Consider the following 20,410-nt stretch of genomic DNA (forward strand, 5'->3'; position numbering starts at 1 on the left):
GTTGCAGTAGGCGTAGAGCAGCTTCGCGCCGTGCCGGATGATTCCACCGTGCTCCTGGTCGACACCGGGCAGGAAGCCGGGTACGTCCAAAAGAGCGCCCGCGACACCCCCGCCGCGCCCCCGCCACCCGCTCGCCGACCACTCGCCGGCCGTTCGCCACCCGCTCGTCCCGCCCGCCGTTTCCCGGGCGTTGACCCCGATGACCCTCCGGCGCCCCTCCGGCGTCCCCTCCCGGCGTTCCCTCGCGGCCCCGCCGGGCATCGAAGGACGAAGGTCCCGAGAAGGGATGACCAACGGCGAGTGGAGGGAGGTTCGGACGGTGGAAGGCTGTCCTTGAGGGACGATCCATGATGTGACGCGAGTCACTCAATCTCTTTCAGAAAGTTCCATGCTTACCCCTGCCCTACATACCTCCCATTTAATATGTGCAATTGCACGGGGTCTACGCGGGTCCACCAGGGATCGGCTCAGGAACTGTGGGGAGCGCACAAAAAAGATCGCGCCGGACCCGGCGGAGTCCAGCGCGATCGATGACGGAGGCCTGTTGGGGCAGGAGTCCATCGGCAGAGCTTGGGGTGGGCGACCGGGTTGGGGGTCCGGAATGCGCCCGATACTTCAAGGTGTTGCGGGTACTGCAGGTCGTGCGGTTGCTGCAGGGTGTCGCAAACTGCGGCGGTTGCCTCAGCCCTCGCTGCGCTGCTGCGGAATACCCGCAAGCAGGGCGCGGACCTCGGCCTCGCGGTACCGGCGGTGTCCACCCAGGGTGCGGATGGACGTGAGCTTGCCGGCCTTCGCCCAGCGGGTCACCGTCTTCGGGTCGACACGGAACATCGTGGCAACCTCGGCAGGGGTCAGCAGCGGCTCGGCATCAGGGGTGCGAGCGGTCATGAGCGGCCTCCTCGGGAGAACCGAACCTTCTCGGTTCTTTCCTCTAAATTCTGCACCTTGACCCGCGTTGCCCGAAATGGCAGAAGCGGGCCGAGTCGGTTATAGGACGAACGGCTTGTCCTCGGCACTACAACTACACCATCCGTCCAGCCACGTCGGCCAAACCGATGGAATTGCCCTCGCAGGTGTTCATCAGCGGCGGAAGTCGATGGACCATGCCATAGCGGACAGTCACGCCGCCGTGACGATCAGTCACAGAGCGACCAGGAGCCGACAGACCCCCCATAGAGTGCAATGCTGAGCGTTCCGCCCATACTTGGGCGGAAGGAACCCTCCCCGGACTCCTTGTCCTATTTTGGCATGCGGATAGGCGTTGGGCGCAAGAGTGAATTAAGTGCAATCCGTCACGCTTGAGCCAAAGGCCCGGATCGGGACCTACGTCCCGTCCGCCCACCTCCAACGACCCCTCGGAAGACCACCGAAGGGGCCGCCGACGTTTCGTCGATGAAGATCATTTACATCAGGTTGTCATGTCCTGTCGATGACTAATTCGCGAACTGCAGGTCCCGGACGGCCCGCCACCGCTCCGCGAACCGCTCGTAGGCCGCCATCGCGCCGTCGCCGTCGCCCGCCCGCAGCGCCTCGATGCCCTCCGCCACGTCCGCCGCCGAATGATCGGCGGCGAGCGCCTCCGCGCCGACCGCGTGCACCAGTCCCCCGTAGTCGAGCTCCACCAGCGCCCTCGGGTGGAACTCCTCCAGCCAGCGGCCCACGTCCACCAGACCCTCCGTCATCGGGCCCTCCTCGATGGACTCCCGCAGCGCCTTCAGGGCCCGCGCGAGCCGCCGCCGCGCCTGCGCCATCGACGTCCGGTACCGCAGCACCGGCGCCGCGTCGGGGACCGGCCGCCCCCCGGCACCCGTCCCCTCCGCGCCCTCACCCTCCGAGCCCTCCCCCTCTTCCTCTCCGGCGTCCCCGCGCGCGTCCGGGACCGGCCCCGTTCCCGGCCCCGTTCCCGCGTCCACGCGCGCGTCCGCCGCGCCCCGGGGCACGTACTCCCGTTCCTCGTCCGTGAACAGCACGAACCAGCGCAGCGGCACCCGCCACGCCGCGCCGCGGATCCACGGCCGCGCGTCCGGGTTGCCCGCCAGCCAGCGCTCGTGATCGGCCGTCAGCCGGGTCCGCACCAGCGGCGGCAGCATCGCGTCGAGGAGAGGCCCCGGCAGCGCCTGGCCCTCCAGCTCCGCGAGGGCCAGCCAGCCGCGCAGCCGGGTGCGCCACGGACAGATCAGCACCGTGCCGTCCACCGCCGTCACGAACGCCTCGCCGCTCTCCTCCGCGGGAACGGGGGCCGGTGGCACCGGCACCAGCGCGGCCAGCGACCGCCGCAGCTCGGTCTGCGCGTCGGGCAGCTCCGCGCCCGGCCGCCCGGCGTAGCGCGCCCAATGGCTCCGCTCCGGCTCCGGGAAAGCGGCCAGCGGCTCGTAGACCCGCAGATAACTGGCGTACGGGACGAGAACCGAGGAGGCCGCCGACGCCGACGCCGAGGACTCCGAGGAGGGGACCGACATGTCGCGAATCCTTCCACGCGGATAGGCCGAGGGAGGGTGATCCTCAGCACTGCGCCCCTCCTACGGCCAGGTAGCACTTACCCTCGACCCGACCTGGTCCCACCCCCACCCGCAGGGGGGACCTTCCGCCGCTTCGTACTTGGGAGTCACCACCGTGACCGATGTGACCGGCGCCCCGGACGTACTGCACACCCTGTTCCACTCCGAACAGGGCGGCCATGAGCAGGTCGTGCTGTGCCAGGACCGCCCCACGGGCCTCAAGGCCGTCATCGCCCTGCACAACACCGCCCTCGGCCCCGCCCTGGGCGGCACCCGCTTCTACCCGTACGCGTCCGAGGCCGAGGCGATCGCCGACGCGCTGAACCTGTCGCGCGGCATGTCGTACAAGAACGCCATGGCCGGCCTCGACCACGGCGGCGGCAAGGCCGTGATCATCGGCGACCCCGAGAAGATCAAGACCGAGGACCTGCTCCTCGCGTACGGGCGCTTCGTCGCCTCCCTCGGCGGCCGCTACGTGACGGCCTGCGACGTCGGCACCTACGTCGCCGACATGGACGTCGTCGCCCGGACCAACCAGTGGACCACCGGCCGCTCCCCCGAGAACGGCGGCGCCGGCGACTCCTCCGTGCTCACCGCGTTCGGCGTCTTCCAGGGCATGCGTGCCTCGGCCCAGACCTTGTGGGGCGACCCGAGCCTGCGCGACCGCACGGTCGGCGTCGCGGGCGTCGGCAAGGTCGGCCACTACCTGGTCGAGCACCTGATCACCGACGGCGCCCGGGTCGTGATCACCGATGTCCGCGAGGAGTCGGTGCGCCGGATCACCGAGAAGTTCCCGCAGGTCACCGTCGTCGCCGACACCGACGCCCTGATCCGCGTCGAGGGCCTGGACATCTACGCTCCGTGCGCCCTGGGCGGCGCCCTGAACGACGTGACCGTCCCTCAGCTCACCGCGGCCATCGTCTGCGGCGCGGCCAACAACCAGCTCGCGCACCCCGGCATCGAGAAGGACCTGGAGGCGCGCGGCATCCTCTACGCGCCCGACTACGTCGTCAACGCGGGTGGCGTGATCCAGGTGGCCGACGAGCTGCACGGCTTCGACTTCGACCGCTGCAAGACCAAGGCGGCGAAGATCTTCGACACCACTCTGGAGATCTTCGCACGTGCGAAGTCCGACGGTATTCCGCCGGCCGCCGCGGCCGACCGGATCGCCGAGCAGCGCATGGACGGGGCGCGCCGCGGCTGAGTCTTGACAGCGCCGGCCCGCCGGCCGGGAGCGTTTGGCGAGACTTCGCTCACGCCGATCGGCGGGTCGGACCTCAAGAAGAGGTTAAAATCGCGACTGACCAGCAAGGACGGGGCACCTCAAAGGTTCTGTACCGGGGTATGTGATGCGCGCGGCGTACCGTAGACCCGAGGAAACAGGTACCGTTGAAGCCCTACGGACCGGTCTCTCTGTCGAGAGTCCGTTCCGACTCATGAACGCGTGTCAAGACTCTGGGGCCGTCGAGCCCCGTCACCGAGGGGGTCGAGCCATGGGGCGCGGCCGGGCAAAGGCCAAGCAGACGAAGGTCGCCCGCCAGCTGAAGTACAGCAGCGGCGGGACCGACCTCACACGTCTGGCTAACGAGCTGGGCGCTTCGACGACTTCGAGCCAGCCGCCGAATGGCGAGCCGTTCGAGGACGACGACGAGGAAGACGACCCGTACGCGCAGTACGCGGATCTCTACAACGCCGACGACGAGGACGAGGACGACCAGTCCGGTCCGGCGTCCAGTCGGCGCCGTGCTTGACCTTCTTGAACACTGAAACCCGGTCCGGGCTCCGGACCGGGTTTCTGCGCTTTGGGCGCCTGTACGGGGCGTGAGGGCCCCGTGACCGCGTGGCCTCGGTGGGTGCTCGTCCCCGCTGTCCCCGCCGTCCCCGCCACTCGGCCAGGGGCCGCAGGGCGCTCTCCCGAGGCCGTACGGATCCCCTGCCGGGCCTTCTGGACGCCTTGCTGCCGGGCCGGAGCGCGGCCGGACCAGGGCGGGGCAGGCCATGGGCGTGGGCGCGGTGCGGTCCTGCCCGGCCCGGCCCGATTGGGCGCGTGTTCGATGCAAAAGGAACGCGGTGCAAAGGAAAGGGCCCCCGGAGGGGCCCTCTCGTTCTGCTACTTGGCGTAGTCCCCGACCAGCTCCGCGCCGGTCTCCTTGTCACCGCGTTCGGTGATCTCACCGGCGACCCAGGCGTCCACGCCCCGGTCGGTCAGTGTCGCCAGGGCCGCGTCCACCGAGTCGGCGGGCACGACGGCCATCATGCCGACGCCCATGTTCAGCGTCTTCTCCAGCTCCAGCCGCTCGACCCGCCCCGCCGTGCCGACCAGGTCGAACACCGCGCCCGGGGTCCAGGTGGAGCGGTCCACCACCGCGTGCAGTCCGTCCGGTACCACCCGGGCCAGGTTGGCCGCGAGACCGCCGCCCGTGATGTGGCTGAAAGCGTGCACCTCGCTGGTGCGGGTGAGCGCCAGGCAGTCGAGCGAGTAGATCCGGGTCGGCTCCAGGAGCTCCTCGCCGAGGGTCCGGCCGAACTCCTCGACCTGCTGGTCGAGGGTCATGCCCGCGCGGTCGAAGACCACGTGGCGGACGAGCGAGTACCCGTTGGAGTGAAGACCGGAGGACGCCATCGCGATGACCGCGTCCCCCGTACGGATGCGATCGGCGCCGAGCAGCCGGTCGTACTCCACGGCGCCCGTGCCGGCGCCGGCCACGTCGAAGTCGTCCGGGCCGAGCAGACCCGGGTGCTCCGCCGTCTCGCCGCCGACCAGGGCGCAGCCGGCCAGCACACAGCCCTCGGCGATGCCCTTGACGATGGCGGCGATCCGCTCGGGGTGCACCTTGCCGACGCAGATGTAGTCGGTCATGAAGAGCGGCTCGGCGCCGCAGACGACGATGTCGTCCATGACCATGGCGACCAGGTCGCGGCCGATCGTGTCGTACACGCCCATCTGGCGGGCGATGTCGACCTTGGTGCCGACGCCGTCGGTCGCCGAGGCGAGCAGCGGCCGCTCGAAGCGCTTGAGGGCGGAGGCGTCGAAGTAGCCGGCGAAGCCGCCGAGGCCGCCGAGGACCTCGGGGCGCCGCGTCTTCTTCACCCACTGCTTCATCAGCTCGACGGCGCGGTCGCCCGCCTCGATGTCGACGCCCGCGCTCGCGTAGCTGGCGCCGCCTTCGGCAGAAACGGTCTCGGTCTCGGGCATGAGGAGGACTTTCTGTCGTACTGCGGGGGCTTGCGGGGGCCGGCGGGCCGCCCGGCCGTCACGGGGCCGGAGGGTCCGATGGCCGGTGCGGGGTACGGGGCCGGCCGGGCCGGCCCCGTCCTCCGCGCGGGTCCTACGGTCGGCGCAGGGCGTCGGCGGCCGCGGTGGCGGCGGGGCCCGCCGCCAGCTCGGTCTCCAGGAGCTGCTTGCCGAGCAGCTCGGGGTCCGGCAGCTCCATCGGGTACTCGCCGTCGAAGCAGGCGCGGCACAGGTTGGGCTTCTGGATCGTGGTCGCCTCGATCATCCCGTCCAGCGAGATGTACGAGAGCGAGTCCGCGCCGAGCGACGAGCCGATCTCCTCGACCGTCATGCCGTTGGCGATCAGCTCCGCGCGGGTGGCGAAGTCGATGCCGAAGAAGCAGGGCCACTTCACCGGCGGCGAGGAGATCCGGATGTGGACCTCGGCGGCGCCGGCCTCGCGGAGCATGCGGACCAGGGCGCGCTGGGTGTTGCCGCGGACGATCGAGTCGTCGACGACCACCAGGCGCTTGCCCTTGATCACTTCCTTGAGCGGGTTCAGCTTCAGCCGGATGCCCAGCTGCCGGATGGTCTGCGAGGGCTGGATGAAGGTCCGGCCGACATACGCGTTCTTGACCAGACCGGCGCCGAACGGGATGCCGGAGGCCTCCGCGTAACCGATGGCGGCGGGGGTGCCGGACTCCGGCGTCGCGATCACCAGATCGGCCTCGACGGGAGCCTCGGCGGCGAGCTTGCGGCCCATCTCCACCCGGGAGAGGTAGACGTTCCGGCCGGCGATGTCGGTGTCGGGGCGCGCCAGGTAGACGTACTCGAAGACACAGCCCTTGGGCTTCGCTTCCGCGAATCGCTGGGTGCGGATGCCGTTCTCGTCGATGGCGATCAGCTCGCCCGGTTCGATCTCCCGGACGAAGCTCGCGCCGCAGATGTCGAGCGCGGCGGTCTCGGAGGCGACGACCCAGCCGCGTTCCAGGCGGCCGAGCACCAGCGGGCGGATGCCCTGCGGGTCACGGGCGGCGTAGAGGGTGTGCTCGTCCATGAAGACGAGGGAGAAGGCGCCCCGGACCTCGGGGAGGACCTTCGCGGCGGCCTGCTCGATGGTGAGCGGCTTGCCGTCCTCGTCCACCTGGCCCGCGAGCAGCGCGGTGACCAGGTCGGTGTCGTTGGTGGCGGCGACCTGGGTGGCCCGGCCCTCCTTCTTGGGGAGGTCGGCGACCATCTCGGCGAGCCGCGCCGTGTTCACCAGATTGCCGTTGTGGCCGAGCGCGATCGAGCCGTGGGCGGTCGCCCGGAACGTCGGCTGCGCGTTCTCCCACACGGAAGCCCCGGTGGTCGAGTAGCGGGCGTGACCGACCGCGATATGACCCTGGAGGGAACCGAGAGAAGTCTCGTCGAAGACCTGGGAGACAAGTCCCATGTCCTTGAAGACGAGGATCTGGGAGCCATTGCTGACCGCGATTCCCGCGGATTCCTGACCCCGATGCTGAAGGGCGTACAGCCCGAAATACGAGAGCTTTGCGACCTCTTCACCCGGAGCCCAGACACCGAAGACGCCACAAGCGTCCTGGGGGCCTTTCTCACCGGGGAGCAGATCGTGATTGAGTCGACCGTCTCCGCGTGGCACGCCACCGAGTGTAGGCGAGATCGACCACTGGTCCGAATGAACGAATGACCCGTGATACGGCTAAGGGAGTCTGCTCGTACGAAAATACGAACCGATCTTCCGTTGCCTGTCGGAGCCCACAAAGCAAGCGCCCCAAGGGTTACCGACCGGTCGGCGCCCCCGCCTCCCCGCCGGACACCCGCCCGGGAGGCGGCCACCAGAGGGCCCGGATGTGACGGAGTACACGGCGGAAGGGGGCTACTGACGCCCCGCCAGGGTTCGGAAACGGCTTTCGGAGTGGCTGGAATCGATCGCTTCCGAGGGTCCGGCGGATGGGGATCGGGCCGCCGAGGCGCCTTCCGGGGCCTGGGTGAGCGAAGCAGGCTGCCTGGACGAACCTACGAACGCGGAGCGTGCGGACCCGTGTGCACGGGCCCGCTTCGTCCAGCCCTCTCCGGCCTACCGTTTTCACTTGAAATAAGAGGCGCGTGCGGCGCCCTCCCGGGTCAGCGCATCAGCGGCAACAGACCCTCCAGATCGGCCCGCTCACCACTCGCCGAGACCCGCGCCGCGTCCCGTTCCGCCGCCCACGCCACCCGGCCGGTCGCGAGCCGGATCCAGGTCATCGGATCGGTCTCGACGACGTTGGGCGGGGTGCCGCGGGTGTGCCGGGGCCCCTCCACGCACTGCACCACCGCGTACGGCGGGACCCGCACCTCCACCGCGCCGCCCGGCGCCTTCGCGGCCAGCGCGTCCGCGAGCAGCCGTGTGCAGGCGGCCAGCGCCTGCCGGTCGTACGGGATGTCCACCCCGGTCGCGGCGCTCAGATCGTCGGTGTGGACGACGAGTTCGACGGTCCGGGTGACGACGAAATCCGCGAGCGTCATGGGGCCGAAGCCCATCTCGATCAGCCGCTCGTCGGGGGCGCCGGCCACCGCCTCCGCGTACTCCCGCGCCGAACGGTCGAGCAGCTCCGCCGGGTCGGACGCGTCGATCCCCCGGGTGAAGTCGTCGATCCACCCGGCGAGCGGAGTGGTGACGAACGGCCAGTCGAGCAGTGCGACTTCCTGGCGGGCCGGCTCCGGCCGGGCGAGGAGCCTCGGCACACAGCCGACCATCCACGACAGATGCGCGACCAGCTCCCGCACCGTCCACTCCCCGAGCCGGGTCGGCCCGTCGAACGTTTCCGGAGGCAACGCCCGTACCGCGTCGCACACATGCCCGAGCTGGGCGAGGACGGCGGCCTGGGTCTTCGTGGAGTCGTAACGACGGACGCGCTGGGCGTTCTTCTTGGCAGGCGGCATGGTCCGAGCCTAGGGCGGGCGGAGCCTCCCGTATACGGCGAAACCCCCGCCCCGGAGGGGGCAGGGGTTTCGCTTCACGCGCTTCGTACGGACCCGAGGGACCGATCAGGCCAGCAGGGCCGGAATCGTCGCCTCGTGGGTGGTGCGCAGCTCCTCCAGGGAGACGCTGAACTCGCCCTGTACGTCGACCGTGTCACCGTCGACGACACCGATCCGGGTCGCCGGCAGACCCCGCGCACCGCACATGTCGGTGAAGCGGAGCTCCTCGCTGCGCGGCACGGACACGATCGCGCGGCCGGCCGACTCGCTGAAGAGGAAGGTGAAGGCGTCCAGGGACTCGGGCACGACCAGACGCGCGCCGTTCCCGCCGCGCAGGCAGGACTCGACGACCGCCTGCACGAGACCGCCGTCGGACAGGTCGTGCGCCGCGTCGATCATGCCGTCGCGGGAGGCCGAGATCAGGATCTCGCCGAGCAGCCTCTCCCGGTCGAGGTCCACGGCCGGCGGCAGACCGCCGAGGTGCTGGTGGACGACCTCGGACCAGGCCGAGCCGCCGAACTCCTCCTTGGTGTCGCCGAGGAGGTAGAGCAGCTGCCCTTCCTCCGCGAAGGCGACGGGGGTACGGCGGTTGACGTCGTCGATCACACCGAGGACCGCCACGACGGGCGTCGGGTGGATCGCGGCGTCGCCGGTCTGGTTGTACAGCGACACATTGCCGCCGGTGACCGGGGTGCCCAGGGTGAAGCAGGCGTCCGCGAGACCACGGGTGGCCTCGGCGAACTGCCACATCACGGCCGGGTCCTCGGGCGAACCGAAGTTCAGACAGTCGGACACGGCCAGCGGCTTGGCACCGGTCGCGGCGACGTTGCGGTACGCCTCCGCGAGCGCGAGCTGCGCACCCGCGTACGGGTCGAGCTTCGCGTACCGGCCGTTGCCGTCGGTCGCCATGGCCACGCCCAGGTTCGACTCCTCGTCGATCCGGACCATGCCCGCGTCCTCCGGCTGGGCCAGCACGGTGTTGCCCTGCACGAAGCGGTCGTACTGGTCGGTGATCCACGCCTTGGATGCCTGGTTCGGGGAACCGACCAGCTTCAGGACCTGCTCGCGCAGCTCCGCTCCGTCCTTCGGCCGGGGCAGCTTGCCCGCGTCGTCGGCCTGGAGGGCGTCCTGCCAGCTCGGCCGCTCGAACGGTCGGTGGTAGACCGGGCCCTCGTGCGCGACCGTGCGCGGCGGGACGTCGACGATCTGCTCGCCGTGCCAGAAGATCTCCAGGCGCTCGCCGTCGGTCACCTCACCGATGACGGTGGCGATGACGTCCCACTTCTCGCAGATCTCCAGGAAGCGGTCGACGTGCTCGGGCTCGACGATCGCGCACATACGCTCCTGCGACTCGCTCATGAGGATCTCCTCGGGCGAGAGCGTCGCGTCGCGCAGGTGCACCTTCTCCAGGTCGACCCGCATACCGCCGGAGCCGGCGCTGGCCAGCTCGCTCGTGGCGCAGGACAGACCGGCGCCGCCGAGGTCCTGGATGCCCGCGACCAGCTTCTCCTGGAAGATCTCCAGGGTGCACTCGATGAGGAGCTTCTCCTGGAACGGGTCGCCGACCTGGACCGCCGGGCGCTTCGTCGGCTTGGTGTCGTCGAAGGTCTCCGAGGCGAGGACGGACACGCCGCCGATGCCGTCGCCGCCCGTGCGGGCGCCGTACAGGATGACCTTGTTGCCGGGGCCGGACGCCTTGGCGAGGTGGATGTCCTCGTGCTTCATCACGCCGATGCAGCCGGCGTTGACCAGCGGGTTGCCCTGGTAGCAGGAGTCGAAGACGACCTCGCCGCCGATGTTCGGCAGGCCGAGGCAGTTGCCGTAGCCGCCGATGCCCGCGACGACACCGGGCAGCACGCGCCGGGTGTCGGGGTGGTCGGCCGCGCCGAAGCGCAGCGGGTCGACCACGGCGACCGGGCGGGCGCCCATCGCGAGGATGTCGCGGACGATGCCGCCGACGCCGGTGGCCGCGCCCTGGTAGGGCTCGATGTAGCTGGGGTGGTTGTGCGACTCGACCTTGAAGGTGACCGCGTACCCCTGGCCGACATCGACGACACCGGCGTTCTCGCCGATGCCGACGAGCATCGCGTCGTTCTTCGGAGCCTTCTCGCCGAACTGCTTCAGGTGGACCTTGCTGCTCTTGTACGAGCAGTGCTCGGACCACATGACGGAGTACATGGCCAGCTCGGCGCCGGTGGGACGGCGGCCCAGGATCTCGCGGACGCGCGCGTACTCGTCCTCCTTGAGGCCGAGCTCCTTCCAGGGCTGCTCGCTGTCCGGCGTCTCGGCCGCGTGCTTGACGGTGTCGAGAGTCGTCATCAGGCGTTGACCAGCTTCTTGAGGATCGAGGTGAAGAAACCGAGACCGTCGGTGCCACCGGTGCCGATCAGCGGCTCGACGGCGTGCTCGGGGTGCGGCATGAGACCGACCACGTTGCCCGCGGCGTTGGTGACGCCCGCGATGTCGCGGAGCGAGCCGTTGGGGTTCACGTCCAGGTAGCGGAAGGCGACCCGGCCCTCGGCCTCCAGCTCGTCGAGCGTGCGCTCGTCGGCGACGTACCGGCCGTCCATGTTCTTGAGCGGGACGGAGATCTCCTGGCCCTGCTCGTAGTCGGAGGTCCAGGCGGTCTCCGCGTTCTCCACCCGCAGCTTCTGGTCGCGGCAGATGAAGTGCAGGTGGTTGTTGCGCAGCATCGCGCCCGGCAGCAGGTGGGCCTCGGTGAGGACCTGGAAGCCGTTGCAGATGCCGAGGACCGGCATGCCGGCCTTGGCCTGCTCGATGATCGTCTCCATCACCGGCGAGAAGCGGGAGATGGCTCCGGCCCGCAGGTAGTCGCCGTAGGAGAAGCCGCCGGCCAGGACCACGGCGTCGACCTGCTTGAGGTCCTTGTCGCGGTGCCAGAGCGACACGGGCTCGGCGCCCGCGAGGCGGGCGGCGCGCAGCGCGTCCTGGTCGTCGAGCGTTCCGGGGAACGTGACGACGCCGATGCGTGCGGTCACGACTCCACCTTCACGATGAAGTCCTCGATCACGGTGTTGGCAAGGAAGGTTTCGGCCATCTCATGGATGCGGGCGAGGGCGGCGTCGTCGACCGGTCCCTCCACCTCCAGCTCGAAGCGCTTCCCCTGGCGGACGTCGGCGATCCCGTCGAATCCGAGGCGGGGCAGTGCACGCTGCACCGCCTGTCCCTGCGGGTCGAGGATCTCCGGCTTGAGCATGACGTCGACTACGACGCGTGCCACTGGCACTCCCGGTGGTGTGTTGCGTGGGCGGTTCCCTCAGCGTACCTGCCTCCAAATTCTACGCGGGTAGAAAACTGGAGGATCCTATAAAGAGACCCCTCGCAACACCTGCACAACACGGTCCCGAATTCAAGAAGAATATCGCCGGAGGGCCGGGACACGCGGAAACAATTGCTTGGGCTTCCCCCTGCCGCACCATGCGCTGTACAAAGGAATCCAGAGGAACACACTATTGCCCCCGGGGGACCGCTGTACCGACATCGCCGCACGTCAGCGCGGCAAGGGTGCGATACGGCAGGGCTATCCGCAGGAAAGGACCGATATCCGTGGCACAGCGTGTGGTGGTCACTCTCTCCGACGACATCGACGGCGGAGAGGCGGCGGAAACGGTCGCGTTCGGCCTGGACGGGAAGATGTACGAGATCGACCTGAATCCCGCCAATGCAGAGAAACTGCGCACGGCCCTGGCCCCCTACCTGGAGGCCGGACGCAAGGTGGGCACCCGCTCCGGGGCCCGGCCCGGGAAGGCGGCGGGACCCGCCAAGGGCGAGTACACCTACAGCTCCCTGGCCCCCGCCCCGGCGGCCGTCCGCGCCTGGGCCCAGTCCAACAAGATGGACGTGCCGGCCCGCGGACGGATCCCGAAGCGGGTGTACGAGGCGTTCCAGGCCGCGAGCTGAGGACGGCGGGCGGGTCCGCGGTCGCGGCGACGGCGGTGGACGGGCCGAGAGGCCGGAAGGCTGAACGGCTGACGGGCTGAACGGCCGGCAGGCCGGAAGGCGGGCAGGCCGGAAGGCGGGCAGGCCGGAAGGCGGGCCCGGCGATGGGCGGGGCGGCCAGCTCCGGTGCGGGTGGTGGCCCGGGCCGGGATCCGGCCGCCCGGCCGCACGTCGGACCCGTCGCGCCAAGGGGCGTCGACGCCTCTCCCGCCTGCCCCGATCCCCGTCCCGGACGGGGGCGGACCCCTGATTTGCCAACCACCCCCCATGATCCGCTAGAGTTTGGATCACGCCGAGGGGCAAGGCCGAAAAGCCAAGTCCCAAGCAGCGTGCGGGTGTAGTTCAGTAGCAGAACAGCCCCCTTCCAGGGGGAAGGCGCAGTGTGCGATCCCTGTCACCCGCTCTGCATCGCTTGACCGAAGCACTCCGGTGCATCAGGTAGAGTAGTGCTCGCACCGACCGGTGAAAGCCGATCGGGAGCAATGCGGACGTGGCTCAGTTGGTAGAGCATCACCTTGCCAAGGTGAGGGTCGCGAGTTCGAATCTCGTCGTCCGCTCAGGGAGCGAAAGCCCCGGTTCTCAGGAACCGGGGCTTTCGTCGTTTCTCCCCCCGTTCCGCCTCCGCCTTCCGTCTTCCCCTCTCCCCGCCTTCCCTTCTCCCCGTTCTCCCCGTCTTTCTCCTGCTCCGGGGCGCGGTGGCGGGTGTCACGCCCCCGCGAGCCGGGAACCGTGGCACGACCCCTGTCCGGCTTGTGTATAGTTAGCAGCGCGCTACGGCGCATGCGGACGTGGCTCAGTTGGTAGAGCATCACCTTGCCAAGGTGAGGGTCGCGAGTTCGAATCTCGTCGTCCGCTCCATGAAGAAGCCCCCGGTCGAATCGACCGGGGGCTTTCTCGTTGTCCCGTGCCGCAGGTCGCGAGCTGCGGGGCGCGGGGCGAGTACGGGTCCGGGGCGGTGGACAGCCACCGCCCCGGACCCGTCGCCTCAGGCGCGCTGAGCTCCGGACCTCACTACCACCGGTCGCCGGTGAGCAGCTCGTACGCCTCCACGTACTTCGCGCGGGTCGCGTCCACGACTTCCTGCGGCAGCGCCGGCGGCGGCTGCTCGCTCGTCCGGTCCCAGCCGGAGGCCGGCGAGGTCAGCCAGTCGCGCACGTACTGCTTGTCGTACGAGGGCTGGGCGCGGCCCGGCTGCCACTGGTCGGCCGGCCAGAAGCGGGAGGAGTCCGGGGTCAGGACCTCGTCGGCGAGGACCAGCTGCCCCGGCTCGCCCTCACCGGTGCGCGCGAAGCCGAACTCGAACTTCGTGTCCGCCAGGATGATCCCGCGCTCGCGGGCGATGTCCCGGGCCCGGGAGTAGACGGCGAGGGTCGACTGGCGCAGCAGCGCGGCGGTCTCGGCGCCGACCTGGTGGGCGACCTCCTCGTAGGAGACGTTCTCGTCGTGGTCGCCGACGGCCGCCTTGGTCGCCGGGGTGAAGATCGGCGCGGGCAGCTCGGAGCCGTCGGACAGGCCCTCGGGGAGGGCGAGACCGCAGACGGTGCGGGACACCTTGTACTCGGCGAGCCCGGAGCCGGTCAGATAGCCGCGGGCCACGCACTCGACCGGGACCATGTCCAGGGACTTGCAGATCAGGGTGCGGCCCGCCCAGTCGGCGGGGGCGCCGGCCGGCAGCTCGGTCGACAGGACATGGTTCGGGGCCAGGTCGGAGAGCCGGTCGAACCACCAGAGGGAGAGCCGGGTGAGGACCCGGCCCTTGTCCGGGATCTCGGTGGGCAGCACCCAGTCGAACGCGGACAGACGGTCGCTCGCCACCATGACGAGATCGCCCGCCTCGTCGCGGTACAGGTCGCGGACCTTGCCCGTGTGGAGATGGGTCAGGCCCGGAACCTGAAGGGGTTCGGGCTTTTCTACGAATCCGGACACGGTTCCTCCGCGTAGGTTGATCCAGGAGCGGGTCCGATTGTCTCGTACGCGGGCATCGATCCGACCGCCGGGCCCGGGGCGGGACACGGGGGCGGCACGGGGTGGACACGGGGCGGGCCCAGGGCGCGGGTGCACGCGGCAGCCGGGAAGGCACCTGGTCAGACGTCGGCCGGGCCCCGGGGCGGCTTCCCGGCCTCCCGGTTCCCGCCCCTCAGTCCCGCTTGCAGATGCGGTCCAGGAGGTTGGCGGTCGCGCGCTGGATACGGGAGTCCACATGGCCCGGCCGGTCGAGCGCCGGGGACCAGGCGAAGGTGCCCGAGGCGAAGACCCAGGCGCCCGACGGGGCCCGGTACAGGCTCGTCTCCTGGTGGCGTTTCACCCCGTCGCCGTCCCGGTAGGGCGAGTGGGCGAGCAGGATGCGGCTCTCGTGCTCGGGCAGCGGGGTGCGCGGGTAGTAGCGGTCGGCCTCGCCCGCGACCAGGCCCGGGATCTCGTCGCCCTCGCCCGCGCCGGTGGCCTCCCAGAGCCAGTGGTCCGCGTTGCGTACGACCAGCGGATGCGGTTCGGGGACCCGGCCCGCGTACTGGATGCCGAGCAGCTCCTGCTCGGGCCGGTCCACCTCGCGCCAGAGCACCGGACGGCCGGGACCCCGGCGTTTGCGGCAGGTCAGCAGCCGGTCCGGGGCGCCGGACGGTGAAGGGCCGAGCTCCACCTGCCAGTACATGGTGTTGGCGGACAGGAAGACCAGCGATGTGCCCTGGTCGCGGGCCAGTTCGACGGCGCGGCGCATGGGCACCGACCAGTACTCGTCGTGCCCGGGGAAGACAAGGCCCCGATAGCGGCTGGGGTCGATCCGGCCCGCGTGCAGATCGCGGGTCTCGGCATAGGCCAGGTCGTAGCCGTAGCGCTCGGCCCAGCGGATGAAGTCGTAGGCGTGGCCCACGTGCAGGGGCAGACCCGCGCCCGCGTACGGCCGGTCGAAGGAGACGGTCACCGCCGCCTCCTCCTCGCCGAGCAGCCGGCCGTCCTCGTCCCACGCGTGGTAGAGGCTGGCGCCGCTGTGGCCGTCCTCCGGGTACAGGTTGTACGCCTGCCAGGTCACGTCCGGCAGGACGAGCAGCAGGTCCGCCGGGTTGGCGTCGCGGACGGTGAAGGGGATGTGGGAGCGGTAGCCGCCGGCGGTGGTGAGCACGGCGACATAGGCGCCGATCTGCCAGTGCGGCGGGACCTGGAGCCGCCAGGACTGCCACCAGTGGTGACAGGAGACCGTGCGGTCGACGGCCAGCGGGGCCGGCTGGACGATGCCGGCGATCCGGGGGCTGGTGCTGATCTTGAAGGCGCCGTCGCCGCTGTAGTGGCCGATCCGGTAGATGTCGACCAGGAACTGCTGGGGCGGGTCCACCGTGACGTGGAAGTCGATCGCCTCGCCGGGCGCGACCGCGCCGTTGGAGGCGAAACCCTTGATCTGGCCGTGCATGTCGTCGGCGGTACGGGGGTTGCCCGCGCCGCCCCGGGCCAGCGTCTCGTCCGCGTACCAGGGCACCAACTGGCCGGTGTCGTCGAAGTAGTTGTCCGAACCGCGCAGCCAGGGCAGCGGGCCCTGAGCGAAGGGATCGGACACGGCGTGGGAGAGCGCTCCCGACTCCCACCGCCTGATCTGCTCCGTACCCATGTCGCGCCCCTCCCTCGGCCCCCCGGTCGGCCGGCCGCTGCCCGCGATCCGTCTCCGCCGTTGTCCGTGTCGGCAACCAGCACATCACATAACGCATGCGATCCGTCACGGTTCGCAGTGAATAGTTGAGGGGAGAACCCAACATTCCGCCCGGTGGGGTTCGGCCGGATTTCGCTCAGACCAGCCGGACCGGCTTCTCGGCGCGGACTCCGGTCCTGGTCAGCCAGGTGCGCAGCGGTTCGGGGTCGCCGTCCTCGACGAGAGCGAGCACCGTGGTGGCCAGATCTGTACAGCGTTCGCCCCGGACGAACAGGGCCGGGCCGTCGAGCCAGTCGAGGCCGGGGGCCGCGTCCGTGGTGTCGACGGCGGCGCAGCACACCATGGCCGTGACGTGATCGGCCAGCAGATCCCGGCCGCTGCGGGGCGGCTGGAGCGGGAACAGCGGGCCGGGGCCGTCGAACCCCTCCACCGCCTGGGTCACCGGGCGGCCGCGCTCCTCGCGGGCGGCCTGTGCGGTGAGCGCGGCCGCGAGCGCGTCGGCGGCGGGGGTGGTGGTCGCGGTGGTGCCGGGGTCTTCGAGGTCCGGGTCTACAAGGTCCGGGTCTTCGAAGGCGGGGTTTTCGAGGTCCGGATCCTGGTGACGGCCGTCGGCACCGCCGGGCACCGTGAGGTGGGCGATGATCCGGGCCAGGGTGGGCGGTGCGTCGGGCCCGGCGGCCGGTACCGGGGCCGCTGCGAGCCCAGGCCGTCGTCCGCCGGCGGGCACGGGGGTGGCCGGGGCGGCGGCGACCCGGTCGAGGACCTGGTGGAGGCGGGCCGCGTCGGCGCGCCATGTACGGTCGACGACCTCCTCCGCGTACGCGCCCCACTCCACCGGCGCCCACTCCGCCCCCGGCCCCGCCGGCGCGCCGTGGAAGAGCCGGGCCGCGAGCAGCGAGGTCGCCTCGTCGACCGCGCCCGGCTCCTCCAGGAGGTCGCAGGCGGGCCGTTCGCCGAGCCGCGAGGTGAAGCCGGCGGCGAGCCGGTCGCGGCGGGACAGTTCGGTGAGCGCCGAGACCACACCCGCGTCGAGCCGGGCGGGCCAGCGGCCCATCCGCCAGGCGGGCAGCGCGACCCGGGTCAGCAGCCGGTCCCAGCCCGCGTAGGCGAGACCGACCTGTTCCTGGGCGACGATCCGTACCCCGTAGTCGACGGCCTGCGCGCGCTCCGAGCCGGCCGCGGCGACCCCGCGCTCCATCTCGGCGGCGTGGCCCCGGCAGCCCAGGAGCAGGGTCCTGGCCAGCCGTCCGACCCCGAGGGCGCCGAGCCGGCGGACCGGGTCGAGTCCGGGGGTACGGGGGACGGCCACCGCCGCGTCCAGGCCGCGGACGAAACGCCGGGCGGCGGCTATGTCGGGGTGCGCGGCCGGGCCCGTACCGGCGACGACGGGGGCGAGAACGGCGCGCAGTTCGCCGACCCGCATCCACCAGAGGAAGGGCGAGCCGATGACGAGGACCGGCGCGGCACCGGCGCGGCGGTGGCCGTGCGCCCGGTGCGAGCGGTCCTCCAGCCAGCTGTCGCAGTCCGGGGTGAGGGCTATCGCGGAGGGCGGCGGGACCTCGAGGCGGTCGGCGAGATCCCGTACCAGCCGGTAGAGGTCGGGGGCCGCGCTCTCCGACAGTTCCACCGTCGGTGTCACGGCCGGCCGGGAACGCGCCACGACCAGGGCGACGGCCGTCGCCACGAGCAGGACCAGGACGGCGAGGGCGGTCGTCACCCAGCGGGCGGTGTCCCAGCCGGGGCCGGTGAAGTGGCCGGTGACGCCGCCCGCGTACAGGACGGCGGCGACGGCGGCGGGGAGTACGGCGAGACCGAGCGCCCGGCCGCGGACGCGAAGTACGGCGAGGGCGCGGGCACGGGCGGCGCGGGCTCCGAGCTCGTCGCCGTCCGCGTAGCCGGGGCCGGAACCGGGGCCGCCGCCCGGGCCGGGACGCGTACCGTCCGTGCCGCTCGCGCGCTTCGAAGCGTTCGCGTCGCTCGCGCCGCTCTCACGGCTTTCGCCGCTCTCGCCGCTCGTGCCGCTCGCGCTGTTCCCGCGGTGGGCGCTGTGGCTGCTGTTGCTGCCGTTGCTGCCGTTGCTGCCGGACACGCCGTACATCACCCCCTCCTGTCCTCGTCGGGACTGCCCGTGGCGGTGTTGCTCACTCCCCCACTGTGGCACCCGGCACCGACACCGCAATGTCGGTGGGCCAAGTGCCGGAGCAGGCCGCCGAACGCCTGCGCCGCACCCTAGTTGGGGCGTCGGCGGGCGTCATCCGGATGGGCAAGCCGTCACTCGATGGAATGGCTTTGGGTAAAGGTGATGACGGCGGCGCGGTCGTACGGTTCACTGTGCGACCGCGCCCGAGGGGCCCCGGCGTACCCCGGATCGTGCGCCGGCCGTACTCCGGGGAACAGGCCGGGCCACGGCCGGGAACGGCCCGCGGCGGGTGCCGCGGGCAGGCGGAGGATCAGCCCTGGGCGGCCTTCCACGCGATGTCCGTGCGGTGCTGGGAGCCGTCAAGACGGATTCGGCCGACCGCCGCGTACGCCCGCTCGCGGGCCTCGGTCAGGTCCGAACCGGTGGCGGTGACCGACAGGACCCGGCCGCCCGCGCTGACGACGGCGTCGCCGTCCCGCTTCGTCCCGGCATGCAGCACGTACGCGTGCGGGGCGTCCTGCTCCGCGACCTCGGCCAGGCCCTCGATCGGGTCGCCGGTGCGCGGGGTGTCCGGGTAGTTGTGGGAGGCGATGACGACGGTGACCGCCGCGTCGTCGCTCCAGCGCAGCGGCTCCTGGTCGGCGAGCGTGCCGTTGGCGGCGTTCAGCAGGACGCCGGCCAGCGGGGTCCGCAGCCGGGCCAGCACGACCTGGGTCTCGGGGTCGCCGAAGCGGGCGTTGAACTCGATGACCCGGACGCCTCGGCGGGTGATCGCGAGCCCCGCGTACAGCAGGCCCGAGAACGGGGTGCCGCGGCGGCGCAGCTCGTCGACGGTGGGCTGCAGGACGGTCGCGAGGACCTCGTCGACCAGCTCCGGGTCGGCCCACGGCAGCGGCGAGTAGGCGCCCATGCCGCCGGTGTTCGGGCCCTCGTCGCCGTCGAGCGCGCGCTTGAAGTCCTGCGCGGGGCGCAGCGGGAGGACGGTGGTGCCGTCGGTGATGGCGAAGAGGGAGACCTCGGGGCCGTCCAGGAACTCCTCGATCACCACGCGCTCGCAGGACAGCGCGTGGGCGCGGGCCGTGGCGAGGTCCGAGGTCACGACGACGCCCTTGCCGGCCGCCAGACCGTCGTCCTTGACGACGTACGGGGCGCCGAAGGCGTCCAGCGCCTCGTCGATCTCGGCAGGGGTGGTGCACACGTAGCTGCGGGCGGTGGGCACCCCGGCGCCGGCCATGACGTCCTTGGCGAACGCCTTGGAGCCTTCCAGCTCGGCCGCCTCCTTGGAGGGGCCGAAGACCGGGATGCCGGCGGTGCGGACGGCGTCGGCGACACCGGCGACCAGCGGGGCCTCCGGGCCGACGACGACCAGGTCGGCGCCGAGACCGGTGGCGAGCGCGGCGACCGCGGCGCCGTCGAGCTGATCGACCGGGTGCAGCTCGGCGACCTCGGCGATACCGGCGTTGCCGGGCGCGCAGTGCAGAGCGGTGACGTCGGGATCGAGGGAGAGGGAGCGGCACAGGGCGTGTTCGCGGGCGCCGCCGCCGATGACGAGGACCTTCACGGCAGCCAGGGTAGCCCGCTCGGGCGTATGCCCTTTGTGCGGGCCACCGAGCGGGACGCGGCTACTCGTTCGTGTATTCCTCCAGGACCGTGGCGCCGAGCTCGCGCACGATCAGCTCATGGCCGGAGAGCGCCGAGTCGACGAGGTCCGGGTCGTCCGCCTCCGGAACGTCGTCCTCCGGTGCCACCGGCGCCGGAGCGGGGGCCTGCGGCCGGGCCGCCGACTGCGGGGCGGACGACGACGAGGCGTGGGACGAGGAGGCGTGGGAGGACGATGCCGACGGGGACGACGGGGCGGAGTACGCGGAGCCGGACGCGGCGGGCGGCTGGACGGGCGCCTGCGGCTGGGCCTGGCCCTGGAAGGGCTGCGCGGGCTGGGCCGGCGCGGGGGCCGGGGCCTGCTGGTACGGGGCGGGACCGCGCGGCGGGGCGGCCGG

Annotated in this window: 15 protein-coding genes, 3 tRNA genes and 2 pseudogenes; 6 read left to right on the plus strand and 14 right to left on the minus strand. The window is 71.4% G+C overall.

Annotated elements, in window-relative coordinates:
- The 3 genes and pseudogenes from ABZ990_RS29815 to ABZ990_RS29825 form a co-directional block, all read right to left on the minus strand.
- Positions 1-93: pseudogene (locus ABZ990_RS29815) on the minus strand (carboxyl transferase domain-containing protein); the annotation flags it as partial.
- Positions 94-681: 588 nt separating this feature from the next.
- Positions 682-888, minus strand: a complete 207-nt coding sequence (bldC, locus tag ABZ990_RS29820; RefSeq protein WP_020869672.1) for a developmental transcriptional regulator BldC — start codon at positions 886-888, stop codon at positions 682-684.
- 545 nt (positions 889-1,433) lie between these two features.
- Positions 1,434-2,459 carry a hypothetical protein gene (locus tag ABZ990_RS29825; protein ID WP_361238272.1) on the minus strand — a complete coding sequence of 342 codons (1,026 nt, stop codon included), beginning with the start codon at positions 2,457-2,459 and terminating at the stop codon, positions 1,434-1,436.
- 154 nt (positions 2,460-2,613) lie between these two features.
- On the opposite strand from ABZ990_RS29825, the gene ABZ990_RS29830 reads away from it, so the two are divergent.
- A complete protein-coding gene (locus ABZ990_RS29830; protein WP_361238275.1) occupies positions 2,614-3,702 on the plus strand; it encodes a Glu/Leu/Phe/Val dehydrogenase dimerization domain-containing protein in 1,089 nt (362 codons plus the stop codon).
- Between the two features lie 289 nt (positions 3,703-3,991).
- Entirely contained in the window at positions 3,992-4,249 is a 258-nt protein-coding gene (locus tag ABZ990_RS29835) for a DUF3073 domain-containing protein (protein ID WP_361238278.1), read from the plus strand.
- Positions 4,250-4,608: 359 nt separating this feature from the next.
- Here ABZ990_RS29835 and purM read toward each other — a convergent pair whose 3' ends face one another.
- The 6 genes from purM to purS form a co-directional block, all read right to left on the minus strand.
- Complete coding sequence (purM, locus tag ABZ990_RS29840) at positions 4,609-5,694, minus strand: phosphoribosylformylglycinamidine cyclo-ligase (protein ID WP_361238281.1); 1,086 nt, start codon at positions 5,692-5,694, stop codon at positions 4,609-4,611.
- Between the two features lie 133 nt (positions 5,695-5,827).
- Positions 5,828-7,354, minus strand: a complete 1,527-nt coding sequence (gene purF, locus ABZ990_RS29845; protein ID WP_361238283.1) for an amidophosphoribosyltransferase — start codon at positions 7,352-7,354, stop codon at positions 5,828-5,830.
- Between the two features lie 485 nt (positions 7,355-7,839).
- Complete coding sequence (locus ABZ990_RS29850; protein ID WP_361238286.1) at positions 7,840-8,637, minus strand: sterol carrier family protein; 798 nt, start codon at positions 8,635-8,637, stop codon at positions 7,840-7,842.
- Positions 8,638-8,742: 105 nt separating this feature from the next.
- Positions 8,743-10,995, minus strand: coding sequence for a phosphoribosylformylglycinamidine synthase subunit PurL (purL, locus tag ABZ990_RS29855; protein WP_361238289.1), 2,253 nt, complete (start codon positions 10,993-10,995; stop codon positions 8,743-8,745).
- Positions 10,995-11,675: a phosphoribosylformylglycinamidine synthase subunit PurQ gene (gene purQ / locus ABZ990_RS29860; RefSeq protein ID WP_361238292.1), complete on the minus strand. Its 681-nt coding sequence runs from the start codon at positions 11,673-11,675 to the stop codon at positions 10,995-10,997. The genes purL and purQ overlap by 1 nt, the downstream gene beginning before the upstream one ends.
- Positions 11,672-11,917 (minus strand): phosphoribosylformylglycinamidine synthase subunit PurS, encoded by a 246-nt coding sequence (gene purS / locus ABZ990_RS29865; protein WP_250921286.1) that lies wholly within the window; start codon positions 11,915-11,917, stop codon positions 11,672-11,674. The genes purQ and purS overlap by 4 nt, the downstream gene beginning before the upstream one ends.
- A 326-nt stretch (positions 11,918-12,243) precedes the next feature.
- Here purS and ABZ990_RS29870 point away from each other — a divergent pair, with 326 nt between their 5' ends.
- The 4 genes from ABZ990_RS29870 to ABZ990_RS29885 all read left to right on the plus strand — a co-directional run bounded on the left by ABZ990_RS29870 (position 12,244) and on the right by ABZ990_RS29885 (position 13,494).
- Entirely contained in the window at positions 12,244-12,597 is a 354-nt protein-coding gene (locus ABZ990_RS29870) for an Lsr2 family protein (protein WP_361238297.1), read from the plus strand.
- 370 nt (positions 12,598-12,967) lie between these two features.
- Positions 12,968-13,039, plus strand: a tRNA-Gly gene (locus ABZ990_RS29875).
- An 81-nt stretch (positions 13,040-13,120) separates the two neighbouring features.
- Positions 13,121-13,193, plus strand: a tRNA-Gly gene (locus tag ABZ990_RS29880).
- A 225-nt stretch (positions 13,194-13,418) separates the two neighbouring features.
- Positions 13,419-13,494, plus strand: a tRNA-Gly gene (locus ABZ990_RS29885).
- A gap of 153 nt (positions 13,495-13,647) precedes the next feature.
- Here the strand turns inward: ABZ990_RS29885 and ABZ990_RS29890 are convergent.
- The 5 genes and pseudogenes from ABZ990_RS29890 to ABZ990_RS29910 form a co-directional block, all read right to left on the minus strand.
- Positions 13,648-14,562, minus strand: a complete 915-nt coding sequence (locus ABZ990_RS29890; protein WP_361238300.1) for a phosphoribosylaminoimidazolesuccinocarboxamide synthase — start codon at positions 14,560-14,562, stop codon at positions 13,648-13,650.
- 211 nt (positions 14,563-14,773) lie between these two features.
- Entirely contained in the window at positions 14,774-16,234 is a 1,461-nt protein-coding gene (locus tag ABZ990_RS29895; protein WP_361238303.1) for a N,N-dimethylformamidase beta subunit family domain-containing protein, read from the minus strand.
- 175 nt (positions 16,235-16,409) lie between these two features.
- Positions 16,410-18,371: a hypothetical protein gene (locus ABZ990_RS29900; RefSeq protein ID WP_361238306.1), complete on the minus strand. Its 1,962-nt coding sequence runs from the start codon at positions 18,369-18,371 to the stop codon at positions 16,410-16,412.
- Between the two features lie 352 nt (positions 18,372-18,723).
- The gene (gene purD, locus ABZ990_RS29905; RefSeq protein WP_361238309.1) at positions 18,724-19,974 is read right to left on the minus strand and encodes a phosphoribosylamine--glycine ligase; all 1,251 of its coding nucleotides are present in this window, start codon (positions 19,972-19,974) and stop codon (positions 18,724-18,726) included.
- Positions 19,975-20,035: 61 nt separating this feature from the next.
- A pseudogene (locus ABZ990_RS29910) lies at positions 20,036-20,410 on the minus strand (DNA polymerase III subunit gamma and tau); the annotation flags it as partial.

This window comes from Streptomyces sp. NPDC046203 (genome assembly GCF_040646255.1).
Classification (GTDB): Bacteria; Actinomycetota; Actinomycetes; order Streptomycetales; family Streptomycetaceae; genus Streptomyces.